Genomic DNA, 16,053 nt, shown 5'->3' on the forward strand with positions numbered 1-16,053 from the left:
CATGACCGCAAAACAGCGCAGCCGGCCAGAATGGTAAATGGGCCGGCACGCTAGGCATTGAACCAAGTGTTTCTACGCGGCGCATTTACGCGGCGCGCAAAAACCGCTGGCGCACAGGCCGTCAGGATCGCTGATATACCTGTTGCAGCGATCACACAGCTTTCGGAATTATCGAGATAAAGCGCGATGTAAGCGGAATATTTCATGACGCCCTCCCCTTGTTTGAGGCGTCCTAGGAACACATGTGTCGATGATGTCCGGGGGCGTTGCCGGGGCTGACGGCTACTGCTGTCAGCTATTGGCAGGAGGTCGGGGTAGTCTGACAGGGATCGCAGAGAGCGAAAATTTTTCGCCCTGCGGTGGATTCGCCTGTCGGATCGCGGCGGTTTCGCGCGTCCTTGAAGCAGGCGTCTGCCTCCTCGGATTGGAAAGCGCGGAAACCATGAGAAAGATCATTGCCTGCACGTTGATCAGCCTGGATGGCGTGATGCAGGGTCCCGGCTGCCCGCATGAGGACCCGATCGGCGGGTTCGTTCATGGCGGCTGGTGTGCACCGCTTTATGACACCGATGTCGGGAACTTCATGGGCGAGATCTACGCCCGGCCCTTCGATCTGCTGCTCGGGCGTAAGACCTATGACATCTTCGCCGCCCATTGGCCCTATGTCGGCGCCGACAACGAGATCGGCGCCCTATTCACCCGCGTCACGAAGTATGTCGCGTCACGGTCGGAGCCACAAATGGCGTGGGCGAACAGCCGTTCGATCGGCTGCGACGTGGTCGCCAGCGTGCGGCAGCTGAAGAAGCAGGATGGCCCCGACCTTCTCGTGCAAGGATCGAGCGAATTGCTGCAGGCCCTGTTCGCTCATGGCTTCGTCGACGAGCTCGCCCTGCTGGTCTTCCCGATCGTGCTTGGCGACGGCAAGCGACTGTTTGGCGCGGGAACGACGCCGACGGGATTGCGGCTGGCATCGTCGCGCATCTCGTCCAACGGCGTGGTGATGATGACCTATCTGCCCGATGGCGCTGTTGAGACCGGCTCCTTCTCGCTCGAACGTCCCAGCGAAGCGGAATTGGCGCGGCGGCGCGGCCTGCGCGAGTTTGCTTAGTTCAGCTCGGCCAGCGCCAGTTGCATCACGCCCATGTCGATGTCGTCGGACTGGTGGTCCTCAAGAAACCAGACCGCCGACAGGCCAGTCCAGGCGATGAGCCAACGTAACATGCGTTGCCGCTCAATGCCTGATTGCGCGCAGACGCGGGCGAGGCGCGCTTTGAAGAGCTGCGGATCGGTCGCTGTCTCCAGATTGGGGTTGCAGAACAGATTGGCGTAATCGAAGGCGCTATCACCGATCAGCGGTTTGGGGTCAATCACCAACCAGCCGCGCGCGCCGAAATCGATGATGTTGTCGTGATGGATGTCGCCATGTAGCGGCACGATTTCCGTCTGCGTCGCAAGCAGCTCCTGGGCGATGGCCAACGAGCGGCCAAACGGCTCGCCATATTTTTCCGGCGCGGGCACGAGGTCCTTAAACCAGGGCTCGAGAGCCACCAATTGCGGGCGCAGCTGCTCCAGCCGCGCGGCGGGGCGCGGGCGATGCAGGACGGCGATGGCCTCGCAGATGATCTGCGTCGCCTCGTCGTCGCGCCCCTCTTGCACCAGTTGCGACAGCGGCCGCAACACGCCTTCGGGACGTTCGAGCAAGAGCGCGCCATCGTGAAAGCCGAGAACACGCGCCGTGCCCTCCCCATCCCAAAACTGCATCAGGATGCTGCCAGCCTTCTCGTATTTCTCGATCGGTAGTTTCAACATGGCGGGCCGGCCCTCGCTGTCGCGCACCGGCATCAGATCGCTGCTATGGGTCGAGAAGGCTTCGCCATCGGCGCGCAAGCGCCACAGGTCGAGATAGAAATCGTAATCAGCTTTCGGACGAATCATGTGGTCCTCAAGCCAATTGCCGGAGAAGAAGCGGCCGGCTGTGCGATGGCGCACATCGCGGGATCGAGGCGGCGTTCACGGGTGGATGGGTCATATGTGTCGGTCGCGCCTGTTCGTCAGCGGAGAAGTCCGGCTCGTCGATATAGGACAGCGCGCGACATTTCGCGAGGGGGCAACGTGCAGCGCATCATCCTGATACTGGCCATGATTGCCTTAGCCTTTTGCACGCCGGCCCAGGCACAACAGCAAGCACAACCAAAAGCCCCGCCCAAACCAGCTGGTGTCGGCGATACAGTCCTCATTCTCGACGCTTCGGGATCGATGTGGGGGATTGTCGAGGGGCAGTCGAAGATCGCGGCGGCGCGCCAAGCGGTCGGCTCGATCCTGTCGAAATGGAATCCGGCCGACCGGCTCGGCGTCATGGCCTATGGCCATCGCTCGAAAGGCGATTGTAACGATATCGAGATGATCCGCCCGGTTGAGGCGATCGATGCTGGCGAGATCAACGCCACCGTGGCGCGCCTCAATCCGAAGGGCAAGACGCCGCTTACGCAGGCGTTGCGACAAGCGGCGCAGACGCTGAAGTCGAGCGAGAACAAATCCACCGTCATCCTCGTCTCCGACGGCATCGAAACCTGCAATGCCGATCCGTGCGCGGCGGCGGCTGAATTGAAGAAAGCCGGCGTCGGCTTCGTTGCCCATGTCATCGGCCTGGACGTTGCTGATCCCCTTGCCAAGGCGCAACTGCAATGCATCGCCCGCAACACCGGTGGCGTGTATCTCGATGCCGCCAATGCCAGCGGCCTGCAACAGGCGCTCGGCCGCGCCATCGACGTGGCGCAAGGCAAGAAAGTGGTGAGCGAGGCCCCTGCCCGCGCCCCAACCGTCGACCCGTTTCGCGGCAAGCCGCTACGCGCCACAGCGCGCCTCGCCGAAGGTCTCGACCCGATCACCGATGGTGGACTTGTCTGGGCGCTCTACAAGCCCGGCGCCGACGGCGAGGAGAAAGGCGAATATCTCGCCACCGAATATGGCCCGCGTCTCGCCATGGCGGCGGAGCCCGGCGCCTATATGCTCGAAGTCACGCTCGAAGAGACGAAACGGCTGTTCCCGGTCGAAGTGAAGAAAGGCGCTCTTGCCACTTACGATTTCGTTCTCGATGCCGGCTATGTGACGAGCGAAGGCAATATCTCGGGCTCGGGCGCCAAGGCGCAGGATGTGACGTGGCAACTGCGCCAAAACGACGAGGCCGTGACCACCAAATATGACGCGGTGCCGAAATTCATCGTGCCCGCCGGCGCCTATGCGATGGTGCTCAGCAAGGGGTCGGCCAAGGCCGAGAAAGCCTTCACCGTCGCGCCGGGCGATGTCATCAATCTCGCCATGTCGCTTGATGCCGGACGACTACTCGCCGACGCGCTCTATGCACCTGGCGGCCCCAAGGTCGAGACGGGATTGACGGTCGAAGTGCGCCGGCCGCAGCAAGTCGAGAACGAGCCCGGCGAATGGGTGGCTGTGAGCTACGATCCGCTGGCGGTGTTCGATCTGCCCGCCGGCGCCTACGACCTCAAACTGTCGGTCGGCAAGGCCGAGAAGGTGCAGCGCATCGAGATGAAATCCGGCCAGCCGACGCGGCTCACTCTGTCGCTCGATGCAGGCGTGCTCGCCATCGACGCGACGGGCGCCGATAAGATCGAGATCGTCGCCCCCAAGAAAGACATCAACGGCGAACGCAAGGTGTTCGAAACATTCTACGACGCCAAGATCAACTTCGCCTTCAACGCGGGCGACTATGTCGTCATCGTCACGCGCGGCGACACCAGTAACGAACAGCCGGTGAAAGTGACGGCGGGCGAACGGACGGAAATCGCGATCAACTGAGCGCCTGCCGCGCGGGCGTGCCAGCGAGATCCTCGAGGATCGGACAATCGGGCCGCGCGTCACCGTGGCAGGCGTGGATGAGTTTGCGCAGGGTCGTCACCATGGCCTGCATTTCGGCGAGCTTGCCTTCGAGGTCGGAGAGATGGCGCGCCGCCACCTGGCGGACGTCGCCGCTCGGGCGCTCGCGATCGCGCCACAGGGACAGCAATTCGCCGATCTCCTTCATGGAAAAGCCGAGCGAACGGGCGCGGCCGATGAAGCGCAGCTCGTGGACCTCGGGCTCACCATATTGGCGGTAGGCGTTGTCCGAGCGGACGGCCGGTCGCAACAAACCGATCGACTCGTAATGGCGGATCATCTTGGCGCTGACGCCGGACTGTTCCGCGGCCTGGCCGATATTCACACGCATCTCCGCTATATAGCTGTTGACCTTCCTACGATGGGAAGGTGTAGCTTGGTTGGGACTCGTAATCAAGGATTCCCTGATGGCCACGGATAATCATCAAGAACATCAACATCATAACCATGACCACCACGGCCATTCGCACGCTGCGACCGCGCCCGCCTGTTCCCATTGTGGCCCGGCTCCGGCCAAGGTCGCGGACGGCCAGGTGAAAGATCCGGTCTGCGGCATGACCGTCGATCCCGCCACGGCCAAGCATCAGACGACCCATGCCGGCCAGCCGTATTTCTTCTGCTCAGCCGGCTGCAAGACCAAGTTCGAAGCCGACCCGCAGCACTATCTCGACCCCAAGCCTGCGAAGCCCGCAGGCAACGACACCGACATCTATACCTGCCCGATGCATCCCGAAGTGCGCCAGGTCGGCCCAGGCTCCTGCCCGATCTGCGGCATGGCGCTGGAACCGCTGATGGTCTCGTCGGAACCGGTCGAGAACCACGAATTGAAGGACATGACCCGCCGGTTCTGGATCGCCCTGGCGCTGACCCTGCCGGTATTCTTGCTGGAAATGGGCGGCCATCTGTTCGGCTGGACCCACGACATCGGCATGCAGCGATCGAACTGGTTTCAGCTGGCGCTCGCGACACCCGTGGTGCTGTGGGCCGGCTGGCCGTTCTTCGTGCGCGGCTGGCAGTCGGTGCGATCAGGCAATCTCAACATGTTCACCTTGATCGCCATGGGCACCGGCGTCGCCTGGGCCTACAGCATCGTCGCCACCGTGGCCCCGCAGATTTTCCCGCCGGCCTTCCGCGGCCACGACGGCGCGGTGGCGGTCTATTTCGAGGCGGCGGCTGTCATCACCGTGCTGGTGCTGCTCGGCCAGATCTTGGAACTGCGGGCCCGCGACGCGACGGGCGGCGCTATCCGTGCGCTGCTCGATCTGGCGCCGCGCACCGCGCGCCGCATCAAGGCCGATGGCAGCGACGAGGAAGTGACGCTTGACGCCATCGCCGTTGGCGATGTGCTGCTCGTGCGGCCGGGCGAGAAAGTGCCGGTTGACGGCGCGGTGCGCGAAGGCCGCAGCGCTGTCGATGAATCCATGGTCACGGGCGAATCCATGCCGGTGACGAAGGCCACAGGCGACAACGTCATCGGCGGCACGCTCAACCAGAGCGGCGCGCTGCATGTCGAGGCCCGCAAGGTCGGGCGCGACACCATGCTGTCGCAGATCGTGCAACTGGTGTCGGAAGCACAGCGCAGCCGCGCGCCGATCCAGCGTCTCGCCGATCAGGTGTCAGGCTGGTTCGTCCCGGCCGTCATCCTCTGCGCCGCCATTGCCTTCGCCGCCTGGTCGATCTGGGGGCCGGAGCCGCGCTTCTCCTACGGCCTGGTCGCCGCCGTCGCCGTGCTGATCATCGCCTGCCCCTGTGCGCTGGGTCTTGCCACGCCGATGTCGATCATGGTCGGGGTTGGTCGCGGTGCGCAGTCCGGCGTGCTGATCAAGAACGCCGAAGCGCTGGAACGGCTGCAGAAGGTCGACACGCTGGTCATCGACAAGACCGGCACGTTGACCGAGGGCAAGCCCGCCGTCACCGCCATCGTAACAGCGCAAGGTTTCGAGGAAAGCGAACTGCTGCGGCTTGCCGCCAGCGTCGAACGCTCCAGCGAACATCCCCTCGCCCTTGCCATCGTCAAGGCAGCGCAGGACCGTGGCATTACGCCTGCGAAGGTGACCGACTTCGACTCGCCCAATGGCAAGGGCGCCATCGGCACGGTCGAGGGCCATCGCATCGCGCTCGGCAATGCGCTTTTCTTTAAAGAACTGCGCGTCGGTATTGAGGGGCTGGCGGCTGAAGCTGAAAGGCTGCGCGGTGACGGCGCGACGGCGATCTTCGCCGCTGTCGACGACAAGCTCGCCGGCATTTTCGCCATCGCCGATCCGGTGAAAGCGTCGACGCCAGCGGCTCTCAAGGCGCTGCGTGACGCTGGCCTGAAGATCGTCATGCTCACCGGTGACAACCGCACCACCGCCAAGGCGGTCGCGGCGAAACTCGGCCTGACCGACGTGGAAGCGGAAGTGCTGCCGCAGGACAAGAGCCGTATCGTCGAACGCTATCGCAGCCAGGGCCGCATCGTCGCCATGGCCGGCGACGGCATCAACGACGCCCCTGCTCTCGCGGCGGCCGATGTTGGCGTCGCCATGGGCACCGGCACCGATGCCGCCATCCAGAGCGCCAGCGTGACCCTGCTCAACGGCGATCTCACTGGCCTGGTGCGCGCCCGCGCGCTGTCGCAGGCGACGATGAGCAACATCAAGCAGAACCTGTTCTTCGCCTTCGTCTACAATGCGTTCGGCGTGCCGATCGCGGCCGGCATTCTCTATCCGGCCTTCGGCATTCTGATCTCGCCAGTGATCGCGGCAGCCGCGATGGCGCTGTCGTCGGTCAGCGTGATCGTGAACGCGACACGGCTGCGGGCGACGAAGCTGCCGTAACGACAACCCTGCCCCGACGCCTGCACAGCGGGCGTCGGGCGAACTTATCAGCCCGGCTCCATACCCATTTTCTTGATAGCCGACGCGGCTGCTGGCGCTCTGAGGTGTTCGACCAGCGTCTTCGCAGCGTCGGCAGAAGTCGCAGCCGTGTGCAGTCCAACGGCGTATATCGTATAGTTTTGGATGCTGGCCGGGAGCGGCCCAAGTGCAACGAGACCCGAGACGTTCAGGAACTCACTGACCTGAGCAAAACCAAGATCCGCTTCGCCACGCGAAAGGATTGCCGCCACTTCGGCACCCGACGATGGTTGTTTGACCTTGGGCGCGACCTGCTCCGCGATGCCCAACTTATTGATGAGTTCGCCGACGTAGGCCCCACTCGGTCCAGCAGAGTAGATGACCGACTTGGCCGCGAGCACAGCGGACTTGACAGCCTCGCTCGTCGAAACATCTGGTTTCGCTAGGCCAGCCCGAACCGCAACGCCAATCCCAGTTTTTGCGAAATCGGCCCGACTGCCAGCCGCCAACTTCCCGCCCTTGATCAACTGGTCGATGTTGTCCGAGCCGACAATGACAAGGTCATACATCTCACCGTCATTGACTTTTTTCGTCGCATTCACCGTGCCTGCCCAAGTCGTGACGACCTTGTGCCCGCTCGACTTCTCGAAGGCTGAAACAAGTTCAGTATAGCCTTCCTTGACAGCGTTCGCTGCAATGACCGTGATCTCTGCCGATTGAGCGGTCTGCGAGCACAGCGAGGCGACGGGTGGAATCATCACCGCGCAAAGAGCGAATGAAAAAAGGTAAGATTTCATCTGAACTCTCCCCATTTTTACGCTTGTTAGGTGGCGCTCAACTCGTTTGCGTCATGCGCTCGAGCCCTGCTCTCGTTGAATGTGTGGCCCTTCGGCGTACGCGCCAAGTTGACCCCAATGGGCCTTTAATTGAACCATCAATGGACGCCTCAAGACAAGCAAAAGTCCATTGGGCTTATTGTGAAGGTTTGCATGGCAACCGGCGATGTCCGGTTTTCGTGCGCGCAACCCGATCGAACGGTTCTTCAACAAGATCAAGCGATGTCGGCGTGTAGAGACCCGATACGACGAACTCGCATCAATCCGAATTGGCTACGGGGCCAATGAGTCCACGCCCTAGGTCAAGAAGACGACGTGCTTGGCGGGCGCGTGTTGGTGAGCGCCGGCAGAGTGACCGAGGGCAGAATGGGCGACGTCGAAGTCGACGCTTGCTCCGGGGCGCCGATCATATCGAAGCGGCGTTGCAGACCAACCTGGACCTGGCCAGACCAGAAGCTCGGCTGGCCTTGATATTCGGTGTGGCGGGCGGCGACCGTCAGACTACCAACGATCCCCATCGGCAGGCGGTAGCCATATTCCACGCCGAAAAGATAAGCGGTCGTGGTCGCGAACAGTCCCAGATACTCATCCTTTTTCCAGCGCGCGAAAGCACCGACCGCGGTGGTGGGCGAGAACTTGTAGGTGCCGCGCAGGTCATAGGACGTGCTCAGCACAAGCGCCGAAAAGGGCAGCGTGGTGTCAGATATACTGCGGTAGGTGTTCGCTTCCAGCGAGAACGAGTCGCCGATCGGCAGTTTGGCGCGGCCCGTATAAAGCACCTTCTGGACGTTGTTAAAGTCGAGCTGATTTGAAAACCGCGCCGTGAAGTAAGACAGCGACCCATCCAGGCTGACCGGCCCCAACTGGTTGGAGAAGAAGAAATTCGGTTGGATGCGATTGTGCGTGCGCTGAAGGCCGATGTAATCGAGCTCGCCATAGCGAACGTGCGACAGCAGCAGCGACAAGCCGAACTCGCCATATTTGGTTTTGATCGCGCCGCCGGTCAGCGAGGTGAATGTGCCAAACACTTCCGCTTCAGGCAGAAAACCGCCCATCGCGAAGATGTTTCTCTCGTTCAACGAAGTGATCTTGGCTTCAAGGCTGGAGAAAGCGCGGAAATCTTTCGTGTCATAGTCCGCCCTGCCCCGCGTAAGCACATTGATGGCCTTGCGTGAATAGCTCGTCTCGGTGTTGGCGGACATCGTGCCGCGCAGCGCGAGATCATCCCTGAGCGCAACACGCCCTTCGACCGTCAAACTTTGCGCGGCTTGCGGTGGAGACACCGACGGCATGAAAACATTGGCGCCGGAATCCGCTTTGACCGTCAGCGTTGAATCGGAAGTGGCGCGCAGCATTTCAAAGGAAAACGTCTGGCCGCCGAAAGGGCTGCTACGTCCGTCCTGAATGTCGATGGGGTTTGTATCGAAGCCGCCGCGCAGCCCGACGGTTACGGCCGCAGCGATATCGGCATCGGCAGCGTTCTTCTTTTCCTCGGCGACGGCAGGAACGACAGCGATGAGGGGTAGGACCATCAGCCAGCGCATGCTTTCCCCAAGCAATTTATTCAACTATTCGCAGACTCAACAGTAGTCGTTTAAGGTTAATAATTTATTATTAAGAAGTGTTCCGTTTGAAATTAAAATATAGATCGTATTTAAAATAAAACGCCTCACGAGATGAGGTTTTGTGTGGGAGAATGTTATGAAAGCTATAGCATTGGTAACTGCCACGGCTCTTCTCGCAGCGTCTGCTGCTTCTCCGGCTTTTGCCGGCGGCCGGAGTGGTGGCGGTTTGCTCACCGGCGTCCTCGGTGGCGTCACTGGTGTCGTCGGCGGCGTCACATCCGTCGTGTCGGTGGGTAACCTGTCCAACACGCTTAACGGTGTTAAGGTGCTGAACAACTCCTCCGTCCTCAGCGGCACGACTGTTGCCATTCCGGTTTCGGTCAATCTGTCGAGGAACAGCATCTTGTCCCGAGGCCTTTTGGGTGGCGGCGGCGGGCATGGTTGCGGCTGCAACTAAATAATGCTCATCGATGCAAACTAGAAGGTGTGGGGGGACGACGGGGACACGCTGCCCCCCTACATAAGGCGCAAGCCGTCTATTTGACCGACCGACGATCGAAATGCCGCAGGAGTATTTCTCTCCGCCTATACTTTCCTTTACTTCAGATATTCAGGCAGCATGGAGCGAACGCGCGCTCTGCTGACCACGAGCGCCGCTCAGGCGGACCGACATCTCAAAAATCTTGAATGCGAAGTCAGCCTTTACCTCGGTGGCACCGAATAGGTCGCCGTCGCGTGGGCCACGGGCTCGCTTTCGCCCTCGCTCGTCATCCAGACCTCGCCAACGGCCAGGCGCTGGCCGAGCTTCATCAGACGGGCGGTGCCGATCAGGTCGCGCTGGGCCGGCTTGCGCAGGAAATTGATGTTGAGATTGGTGGTGACGGAGAGTGCGCCGGCGCTGAGGCCGGCCCGGGTCGGATCGTCGCCGACGCCGATTTCGCCCAAAATCGCGACATACATGGCCAAATCGGCCAAAGTGAACATGGCTGGGCCGGAAATCGTGCCGCCGGGGCGCAAATGCTGGTCGGAATAGAGCAGCCGCAGGGTGGCCGACATGGGCACCACCGCCTCGATGCGGAACCCGGTTCCCATTCCCGCCTGGGGAAAATGCTGCCGAATGAAGGCGTCGATCTGTTCTGCCGTCATTTTGCGCCGCGAGGCGACTTGATCCATGGCCGTATCCGCTACCTTGCTTAGACCGAGGCTCCGATTACATCGAAACTTCGGTCTAAATTTTTGGTTTGACGCATTTTCTTCACGCGAACCGGCATCCACTTCGCTTGAAAATGCTTTAGATTATGTCCCAACCAAACCTGGAATCGGCCATGGTCACAACCCTGACGAAGGATCAAGCCAACGCGCCAGCCGCCCCAGCGCCCTTGCGCCGGGAGGATGACGGCTCGGTCGCCCTCCTGACGTTGAATGATCCGCAGCGGCGCAATGCGCTGTCGCTGGCCACCATAGCAGCGCTCCAGCAGGCGTTTGATGCGATCGCTGCCGACGACAAGGTGCGGGTCGTCATCCTCGCCGCCGAAGGCCCCGCCTTCAGCGCCGGCCACGACCTGAAGGAGCTGACCGCCCATCGCGACGATGCCGATGGCGGGCGCGCCTTCTTCGAGCAGACGTTTGGCACCTGCGCGACGATGATGCAGGCGATCGTGGCGCTGCCGCAGCCGGTGATCGCCGCCATCGAAGGGGTCGCCACGGCCGCCGGCTGCCAGATGGTCGCCGCCTGCGATCTCGCCATCGCCAGCGACGACGCCCAGTTCGCCACGCCCGGCGTCAACATTGGCTTGTTCTGTTCGACGCCGATGGTGGCGTTGTCGCGCAACGTCTCGCGCAAACATGCGATGGAAATGCTGCTCACCGGCGAGCTGATCGACGCGAGTGAGGCAGCACGCATCGGCCTCGTCAACCGCATGGTGCCCAAGGGCGCGGCGCTGACCGAGGCGCTCGCATTGGCACATAAGATCGCCGAGAAGCCGCGCTCCACCATCACGCTTGGCAAGCGCGCCTTCGCCCGACAATTGGAAATGCCGCTGGCGGAAGCCTATGCCCACACCAGCCGTGTCATCGTCGAGAACATGCTGCATGCGGATGCGGCCGAAGGCGTCTGCGCCTTCATCGAAAAACGTGCGCCGAGATGGGGCAAAAGGTGAGGCAGCACGCGATGAGACGGTTCGCCCGACTGCTCGGCTTGGCCAAGATCGGCCTGGCATTGGCGCTACCTGGCGCGGCCTCTGCCCAAGCGCCCCGCGCCTATCCTCCAGTGCCGGTGACGTTCGATCATTCCGCCGCCACCGATCCGGATCTCACCGCGCTGATCGTCAACTTGAAACAGAGTGTCGGCAACAGCGATCTTACGCCACTGTTCGCGGCGCTCTCGACCAATGTCGCTGTGATTACCTGCCCCGTGGATCCGCTCGCGCCCTGCGCGCCGGGCAAGCGTGGTGTTCGGCAAACGCCGCAGTCTCTCAGCCCCATCGAGCGCCTCCGCCAAGGCCTGTGCTGCGCCGGCATGGCGAAGAACGAAATCACCGAAGATCTTCGCAAGGAGACAGTGACCGGCCTGCTCGCTGCGGCGCTGGAAGCAGAAAGTATCGGTGCTCAGCCGGACGTGCCCGGCCTCGCCTGCCTACCCGCCTGGCCGATCTTCGATCGCACCAAGGCGGAAGCCGCCGTGCGGGCGACGCGCATCGACAAGGAAAACCTGCGCGTCACCACCGAGGAAATCGTGCTGCGCGCCAAGCCCGCCGCCGATGCGCCGGAAGCAGCGCGGCTGTCCGCCGGGCAAATCGCCCCCTTTATGACCGATCTCGACCAGCCACCGCCGGACGGCTGGTACGCCATCGCCCTGCCCCAGGGCGGCATCGGCTATTCCGACCAGGTTGGCCTCAACGAATTGACGCCATCGGGCCTGTGTTTCGCCAAGGAAACAGGCGGTTGGAAGATCGCGCTTTTCGTCATGCGTGATCAGTGACAAGCATAGCGTTTTGCGGTTTGACGATCTTCGTCAAGCCAGTAAAGACGCGTTGAAAGAAAGGAAAAGGAGCGCGATAGCAACGCATCGTGCTCCAAGACTATGAACCACGACCGTTACGACGACGACTACATCCGCACCATTCTGAAAACCGTGAAAACGATCGCCATGGTCGGCGCCTCGGCCAATGACGCGCGCCCGTCCTATTTCGTTTTCAAATATCTGCTCGGGCGCGGCTACCGCATGATCGGCATCAATCCGGGCCTCGCCGGCAAAGAGCTTTTGGGCGCGCCCTGCTACGCCAGCCTGAAGGACGTGTCTGAACCCATCGACATGGTCGACATCTTCCGCAATTCGGAAACGGCGGGCGCGGTCGTCGATGAAGCGCTGCTGCTCGATCCCCTGCCCAAGGTGATCTGGATGCAGCTCACCGTGCGCAATGATGAAGCGGCGGCGCGCGCCGAAGCCAAGGGCATTCAAGTGGTGATGAACCGCTGTCCAAAGATCGAATACGGCCGGCTCTCCGGCGAAATCGGCTGGACCGGCGTCAACTCGCGCATTCTCTCCTCCAAGAAACCGGCGCTGGCGCGCGGCTTCCAGAAATTCACCATCGACCGACGATGACGGCACTCAATCAATAAAGAAAAACATCGAGGAAACGCGGGGGCACTATGTATCATCAGATTCCACCACTCATCCGCCGTAACACGGCTCTGTTCGCGCTGACGCAATCCTTCACCGGCGCGGGCATGCAGTTTGCTTACGGTTTCGGGCCGCTGATGGTGATGGAACTGACGGGATCGGCAAGCCTCGCCGGTCTTTCAGTGAGCCTCATCGGCCTCAGCCGCTTTCTCGTCGCCTATCCCGCCGGCAAGGTGACGGATGCTTACGGGCGCAAGCCCGGCATTCAGCTGGGTCTCATCCTGGCGCTCGTTGGTTGCCTGATCCTGTTCCTCGCCATGAGCAAGCAGAGCATCATCATCTTCACCGTCGGCCTGTTGATCTTCGGCATGGGGATGAACGCCTCGCAGCAATTGCGCGTCGCCGCCGCCGACATGTATCCGCCGCGCATGCGCGCACAGGCGCTCGGCTTCGTCGCGCTCGGCTCCCTCGTCGGCCTCGTCTTCGCGCCGATCCTGATCTCGATTTCCGACGCGGTGGCGCCGCGCGTGGGACAGGATCCGCTCGGCCTGCCCTGGCTGATGCTGCCGGTGATCATCATCGCCGGCATGATCATCGCCAATCTGGTGCGGCCCGATCCGAAAGAGATCGGCATGAACCTGCAACGCTATTATCCCGACTATGTGCCGCCGCCGCAGCTGGAGCGCGCCGCTTCACAGCCGTTCAACTCGCGCTTTCTGTTCACCAACCGGCGTCTGCTCATCGCCACGGTCGCCAACAGCGCCGCCAACGGCAATATGTCGATCGTCATGGTGCTGACGTCGCTGGTGCTGCACCACCATGGCCACTCGCTGCTCGCCATCGCCATTTCGCACATGTTTCATTCGGCCGGCATGTTCGGCTTCACCATTCCGCTCGGCCGCCTGGCCGATCGGTTCGGCCGCGAGCGCGTGATGTTTCCTGGTGTCGCGACCACCATTGTCGGCGCCTTGATGCTGGCGCTGACCTCGGCGTGGTGGAGCGTGACGGTCGGCACCTTCCTGGTCGGCATCGGCTGGGCGGCGGCCAATGTGGCGGCGACGGCTTTGATCGCCGACCATGCCCCGGCCGAACATCGCGGCCGCGCCATCGGCGTCAATGACAGCTGCGCCGGTGCGACCAGCGTGTTCGCGGCTCTGGTCACCGGCCCGCTGATCGACTGGAGCGGCCTGCCGGCCACGGGCTTTACCGCCGTGTTGCTGGCGGCGGTGCCGTTCCTGCTGTTGATGATGCCAAAACCAGCCGAGCAATCAAAAGCTTAGTTACAAGCCCCCGTTCCAGACCTGATTTCCGGCCGTTAAGCCCGCCCGCTTAAGGGCGCGATGGCGCTTGCCTTCTTTGGCTTTCTATATAGAATACTAATTCTGTATTCTTTATGGACAATTACCGTGGACCTGAATTTAAACGCCGACGTTCTCGTTATCGGCGGCGGACCAGCCGGCTGCTGGGCGGCGCTGACCGCCGCTGAAAACGGCGCCCGCGTGGTCCTCGCCGAAAAGGGCTATGTCGGCACCGCCGGCGCCACCGCCGCCGGCAATACGACGATCATTCACACCCCACCCGACAGCGTCCTGCGCCAGGAGGCCATCGGGCGGCGCGTCGCGCGCGGCCTTGGCCTGGTCGAGCCGGAACGGGTCGATGCGGTGCTGCAGGAAACCTATACCGGGCTGAACCAGCTGTCGGCCTGGGGCTACCGCTTTCCCAACGACGATCATGGCACGCCCTTCTTCGGCTCCATGCGCGGCGTCGATTATCTGCGCTTCATGCGCCAGCGCCTGATCAAGATGGGCGTTCAAATCCTCGATCAGAGCCCAGCGCTGGGCCTGCTGCAAAACGACGGCGTCGTCGCTGGCGCCCATGGCGAAAGCCGCCTTTCCGGCGAGGCCTGGCTGGTACAGGCCAAGGCCGTCGTCATCTCCACCGGCGGCTGCGCCTTTCTCAGCGGCGCGCTCGGCACCAACAATCTCACCGGCGACGGCTATCTTATGGCGGCTGAGGCCGGCGCCGCGCTCTCCAGCATGGAATTCACCGGCCAGTATGGCATCTCGCCGGCCCATTCCAGCGTCACCAAGGGCATCATCTATTTCTGGTCGTCCTTCTACGATGCCGATCATCGCCTGATCGAAACCAAGGGCGACCGCCAGGACATTGTCGCGCGCCATCTCGTCAAAGGCCCTGTCTATGCGGTGATCGACAAGGCCGATCCGCATCTGCGTGAAGGCATGCGGCGCGGACAGCCGAATATTTTCGTGCCGTTCGATCGCGCCGGCATCGATCCGTTCACGCAAAAATTCGAAGTAACTTTGCGGCATGAAGGCACCGTGCGCGGCACCGGCGGCCTTTCCATCGACGCACTGGGCGCCACCACAGTTCCCGGCCTCTATGCGGCCGGCGATGCGGCGGCGCGCGACCAGATGACGGGCGCAACAAGCGGTGGCGGCGGTCCCAATGCGTCTTGGGCACTGGCAACGGGTGTGTGGTCGGGCAAGTCCGCAGCCGCCTTCGCCAAGAGCATCGGCCTGCGTGGTTCCGCGCGCGCCCTCAAGGCGCCGCGCGAAGCCGTCTTCCGCCAACCGGGTAAGGCTGATGCGCCCGATGTTATCGCGCGCATTCAGGAACATATCCTGCCGCTCGATCGCGGCTTCTATCGCAGCGCCAGCCGTCTGATCGAAAGCGCCACGGCGCTTGATGGCTTGTGGTGCGATGCATCGCGCGCTGTCTCCGCCGGCGTTCGCGCCCGAGAAGCGACCGCCATGCTCGCCACCGCGCGCTGGATCACCGCCAGTGCGCGCGTGCGTTACGAAAGTCGCGGCATTCATCGCCGCATCGATGTTGCGGCCTCCCATCCCGCCTGGACTGTTCCCGTCACCTCCGGTGGCCTTGAGCGCGTCTGGGCCGGCCCGGATGCAACCTTCAAGGAAGCGGTCGGACAATGATCGAGCTTGTCAGCGAAAGCCGCTGCATCAATTGCGACCTGTGCGTCGCCGCCTGTCCCGACAATGTCTTCGACGCAGTGGCGGACGCGCCGCCTGTGATCGCGCGCCAGCAAGACTGCCAGACGTGCTTTCTCTGCGAATTGTATTGCCCGGCCGATGCGCTCTACGTCTCGCCCCTGTTGGTGCCGGACGCACAGGTGAACGAGGCCGAGCTCGTGGCCTCGGGCCTGCTGGGCAGCTTTCGCCGCGAAATGGGTTGGCGCAGCGCCAAGCCGCGCGGCACCCATCTCGATCTCACCCACCGCATGTTCGCCGACAACCGCGTTGCTCCCTGATCTTACGGACTCC

Annotated in this window: 16 protein-coding genes and 1 pseudogene; 11 read left to right on the forward strand and 6 right to left on the reverse strand. The window is 62.4% G+C overall.

Annotated elements, in window-relative coordinates:
- Positions 1–50: 50 nt before the first annotated feature.
- A complete protein-coding gene (locus BLW50_RS30650) occupies positions 51–206 on the reverse strand; it encodes a hypothetical protein (protein WP_170850061.1) in 156 nt (51 codons plus the stop codon).
- A 236-nt stretch (positions 207–442) separates the two neighbouring features.
- On the opposite strand from BLW50_RS30650, the gene BLW50_RS08510 reads away from it, so the two are divergent.
- Entirely contained in the window at positions 443–1,108 is a 666-nt protein-coding gene (locus tag BLW50_RS08510) for a dihydrofolate reductase family protein (RefSeq protein WP_090708889.1), read from the forward strand.
- Here BLW50_RS08510 and BLW50_RS08515 read toward each other — a convergent pair.
- The gene (locus BLW50_RS08515) at positions 1,105–1,935 is read right to left on the reverse strand and encodes an aminoglycoside phosphotransferase family protein (protein ID WP_090708890.1); all 831 of its coding nucleotides are present in this window, start codon (positions 1,933–1,935) and stop codon (positions 1,105–1,107) included. The two genes, BLW50_RS08510 and BLW50_RS08515, sit on opposite strands and share 4 nt — an antisense overlap.
- 177 nt (positions 1,936–2,112) lie before the next feature.
- Between BLW50_RS08515 and BLW50_RS08520 the strand changes: the two genes are divergently transcribed.
- A complete protein-coding gene (locus BLW50_RS08520; protein ID WP_170850062.1) occupies positions 2,113–3,816 on the forward strand; it encodes a vWA domain-containing protein in 1,704 nt (567 codons plus the stop codon).
- Here the strand turns inward: BLW50_RS08520 and cueR are convergent.
- Positions 3,809–4,219 (reverse strand): Cu(I)-responsive transcriptional regulator, encoded by a 411-nt coding sequence (gene cueR, locus BLW50_RS08525; protein ID WP_170850063.1) that lies wholly within the window; start codon positions 4,217–4,219, stop codon positions 3,809–3,811. The genes BLW50_RS08520 and cueR overlap by 8 nt on opposite strands.
- Positions 4,220–4,301: 82 nt before the next feature.
- Between cueR and BLW50_RS08530 the strand changes: the two genes are divergently transcribed.
- Positions 4,302–6,710, forward strand: coding sequence for a heavy metal translocating P-type ATPase (locus BLW50_RS08530; RefSeq protein WP_090700298.1), 2,409 nt, complete (start codon positions 4,302–4,304; stop codon positions 6,708–6,710).
- Positions 6,711–6,757: 47 nt separating this feature from the next.
- Here BLW50_RS08530 and BLW50_RS08535 read toward each other — a convergent pair whose 3' ends face one another.
- On the reverse strand, positions 6,758–7,525 hold the full coding sequence (locus tag BLW50_RS08535; protein WP_170850064.1) for a molybdate ABC transporter substrate-binding protein: 768 nt from the start codon (positions 7,523–7,525) through the stop codon (positions 6,758–6,760).
- A 214-nt stretch (positions 7,526–7,739) separates the two neighbouring features.
- On the opposite strand from BLW50_RS08535, the pseudogene BLW50_RS08540 reads away from it, so the two are divergent.
- Positions 7,740–7,865 (forward strand): annotated as a pseudogene (locus BLW50_RS08540) (IS5/IS1182 family transposase); the annotation flags it as partial.
- Between the two features lies 1 nt (position 7,866).
- Here the strand turns inward: BLW50_RS08540 and BLW50_RS08545 are convergent.
- Positions 7,867–9,108: a porin family protein gene (locus tag BLW50_RS08545; RefSeq protein WP_090700306.1), complete on the reverse strand. Its 1,242-nt coding sequence runs from the start codon at positions 9,106–9,108 to the stop codon at positions 7,867–7,869.
- A gap of 157 nt (positions 9,109–9,265) precedes the next feature.
- Here BLW50_RS08545 and BLW50_RS08550 point away from each other — a divergent pair, with 157 nt between their 5' ends.
- Entirely contained in the window at positions 9,266–9,586 is a 321-nt protein-coding gene (locus BLW50_RS08550) for a hypothetical protein (RefSeq protein WP_139267528.1), read from the forward strand.
- Between the two features lie 245 nt (positions 9,587–9,831).
- Here BLW50_RS08550 and BLW50_RS08555 read toward each other — a convergent pair whose 3' ends face one another.
- Positions 9,832–10,302, reverse strand: coding sequence for a PaaI family thioesterase (locus BLW50_RS08555; protein WP_244544177.1), 471 nt, complete (start codon positions 10,300–10,302; stop codon positions 9,832–9,834).
- A 152-nt stretch (positions 10,303–10,454) separates the two neighbouring features.
- Here BLW50_RS08555 and BLW50_RS08560 point away from each other — a divergent pair, with 152 nt between their 5' ends.
- The 6 genes from BLW50_RS08560 (at position 10,455) to BLW50_RS08585 (ending at position 16,040) form a co-directional block, all read left to right on the forward strand.
- Entirely contained in the window at positions 10,455–11,288 is an 834-nt protein-coding gene (locus tag BLW50_RS08560; protein WP_090700312.1) for an enoyl-CoA hydratase, read from the forward strand.
- A gap of 11 nt (positions 11,289–11,299) precedes the next feature.
- The gene (locus BLW50_RS08565) at positions 11,300–12,109 is read left to right on the forward strand and encodes a hypothetical protein (RefSeq protein WP_139267531.1); all 810 of its coding nucleotides are present in this window, start codon (positions 11,300–11,302) and stop codon (positions 12,107–12,109) included.
- A 102-nt stretch (positions 12,110–12,211) separates the two neighbouring features.
- Entirely contained in the window at positions 12,212–12,733 is a 522-nt protein-coding gene (locus tag BLW50_RS08570) for a CoA-binding protein (RefSeq protein ID WP_090700319.1), read from the forward strand.
- Between the two features lie 47 nt (positions 12,734–12,780).
- The gene (locus BLW50_RS08575; protein WP_090700323.1) at positions 12,781–14,031 is read left to right on the forward strand and encodes an MFS transporter; all 1,251 of its coding nucleotides are present in this window, start codon (positions 12,781–12,783) and stop codon (positions 14,029–14,031) included.
- A 126-nt stretch (positions 14,032–14,157) separates the two neighbouring features.
- Positions 14,158–15,705 carry an FAD-dependent oxidoreductase gene (locus BLW50_RS08580; protein WP_244544178.1) on the forward strand — a complete coding sequence of 516 codons (1,548 nt, stop codon included), beginning with the start codon at positions 14,158–14,160 and terminating at the stop codon, positions 15,703–15,705.
- Positions 15,702–16,040, forward strand: a complete 339-nt coding sequence (locus BLW50_RS08585) for a 4Fe-4S dicluster domain-containing protein (protein ID WP_090700327.1) — start codon at positions 15,702–15,704, stop codon at positions 16,038–16,040. Before BLW50_RS08580 ends, BLW50_RS08585 begins: the two co-directional genes overlap by 4 nt.
- Positions 16,041–16,053 lie beyond the last annotated feature (13 nt).

The organism is Beijerinckia sp. 28-YEA-48 (assembly GCF_900104955.1).
Taxonomy (GTDB): Bacteria; Pseudomonadota; Alphaproteobacteria; order Rhizobiales; family Beijerinckiaceae; genus Terripilifer.

Excerpts from the sequence above, each read along its gene's own strand:
- BLW50_RS08585 (WP_090700327.1), top strand. The coding sequence starts at position 15,702 with ATGATCGAGCTTGTCAGCGAAAGCCGCTGCATCAATTGCGACCTGTGC.
- BLW50_RS08565 (WP_139267531.1), top strand. The coding sequence starts at position 11,300 with ATGAGACGGTTCGCCCGACTGCTCGGCTTGGCCAAGATCGGCCTGGCA.
- BLW50_RS08560 (WP_090700312.1), top strand. The coding sequence starts at position 10,455 with ATGGTCACAACCCTGACGAAGGATCAAGCCAACGCGCCAGCCGCCCCA.
- BLW50_RS08510 (WP_090708889.1), top strand. The coding sequence starts at position 443 with ATGAGAAAGATCATTGCCTGCACGTTGATCAGCCTGGATGGCGTGATG.
- BLW50_RS08575 (WP_090700323.1), top strand. The coding sequence starts at position 12,781 with ATGTATCATCAGATTCCACCACTCATCCGCCGTAACACGGCTCTGTTC.
- BLW50_RS08550 (WP_139267528.1), top strand. The coding sequence starts at position 9,266 with ATGAAAGCTATAGCATTGGTAACTGCCACGGCTCTTCTCGCAGCGTCT.
- BLW50_RS08545 (WP_090700306.1), bottom strand. The coding sequence starts at position 9,108 with ATGCGCTGGCTGATGGTCCTACCCCTCATCGCTGTCGTTCCTGCCGTC.
- BLW50_RS08515 (WP_090708890.1), bottom strand. The coding sequence starts at position 1,935 with ATGATTCGTCCGAAAGCTGATTACGATTTCTATCTCGACCTGTGGCGC.
- BLW50_RS08570 (WP_090700319.1), top strand. The coding sequence starts at position 12,212 with ATGAACCACGACCGTTACGACGACGACTACATCCGCACCATTCTGAAA.
- BLW50_RS08530 (WP_090700298.1), top strand. The coding sequence starts at position 4,302 with ATGGCCACGGATAATCATCAAGAACATCAACATCATAACCATGACCAC.
- BLW50_RS08555 (WP_244544177.1), bottom strand. The coding sequence starts at position 10,302 with ATGGATCAAGTCGCCTCGCGGCGCAAAATGACGGCAGAACAGATCGAC.
- BLW50_RS30650 (WP_170850061.1), bottom strand. The coding sequence starts at position 206 with ATGAAATATTCCGCTTACATCGCGCTTTATCTCGATAATTCCGAAAGC.
- BLW50_RS08535 (WP_170850064.1), bottom strand. The coding sequence starts at position 7,525 with ATGAAATCTTACCTTTTTTCATTCGCTCTTTGCGCGGTGATGATTCCA.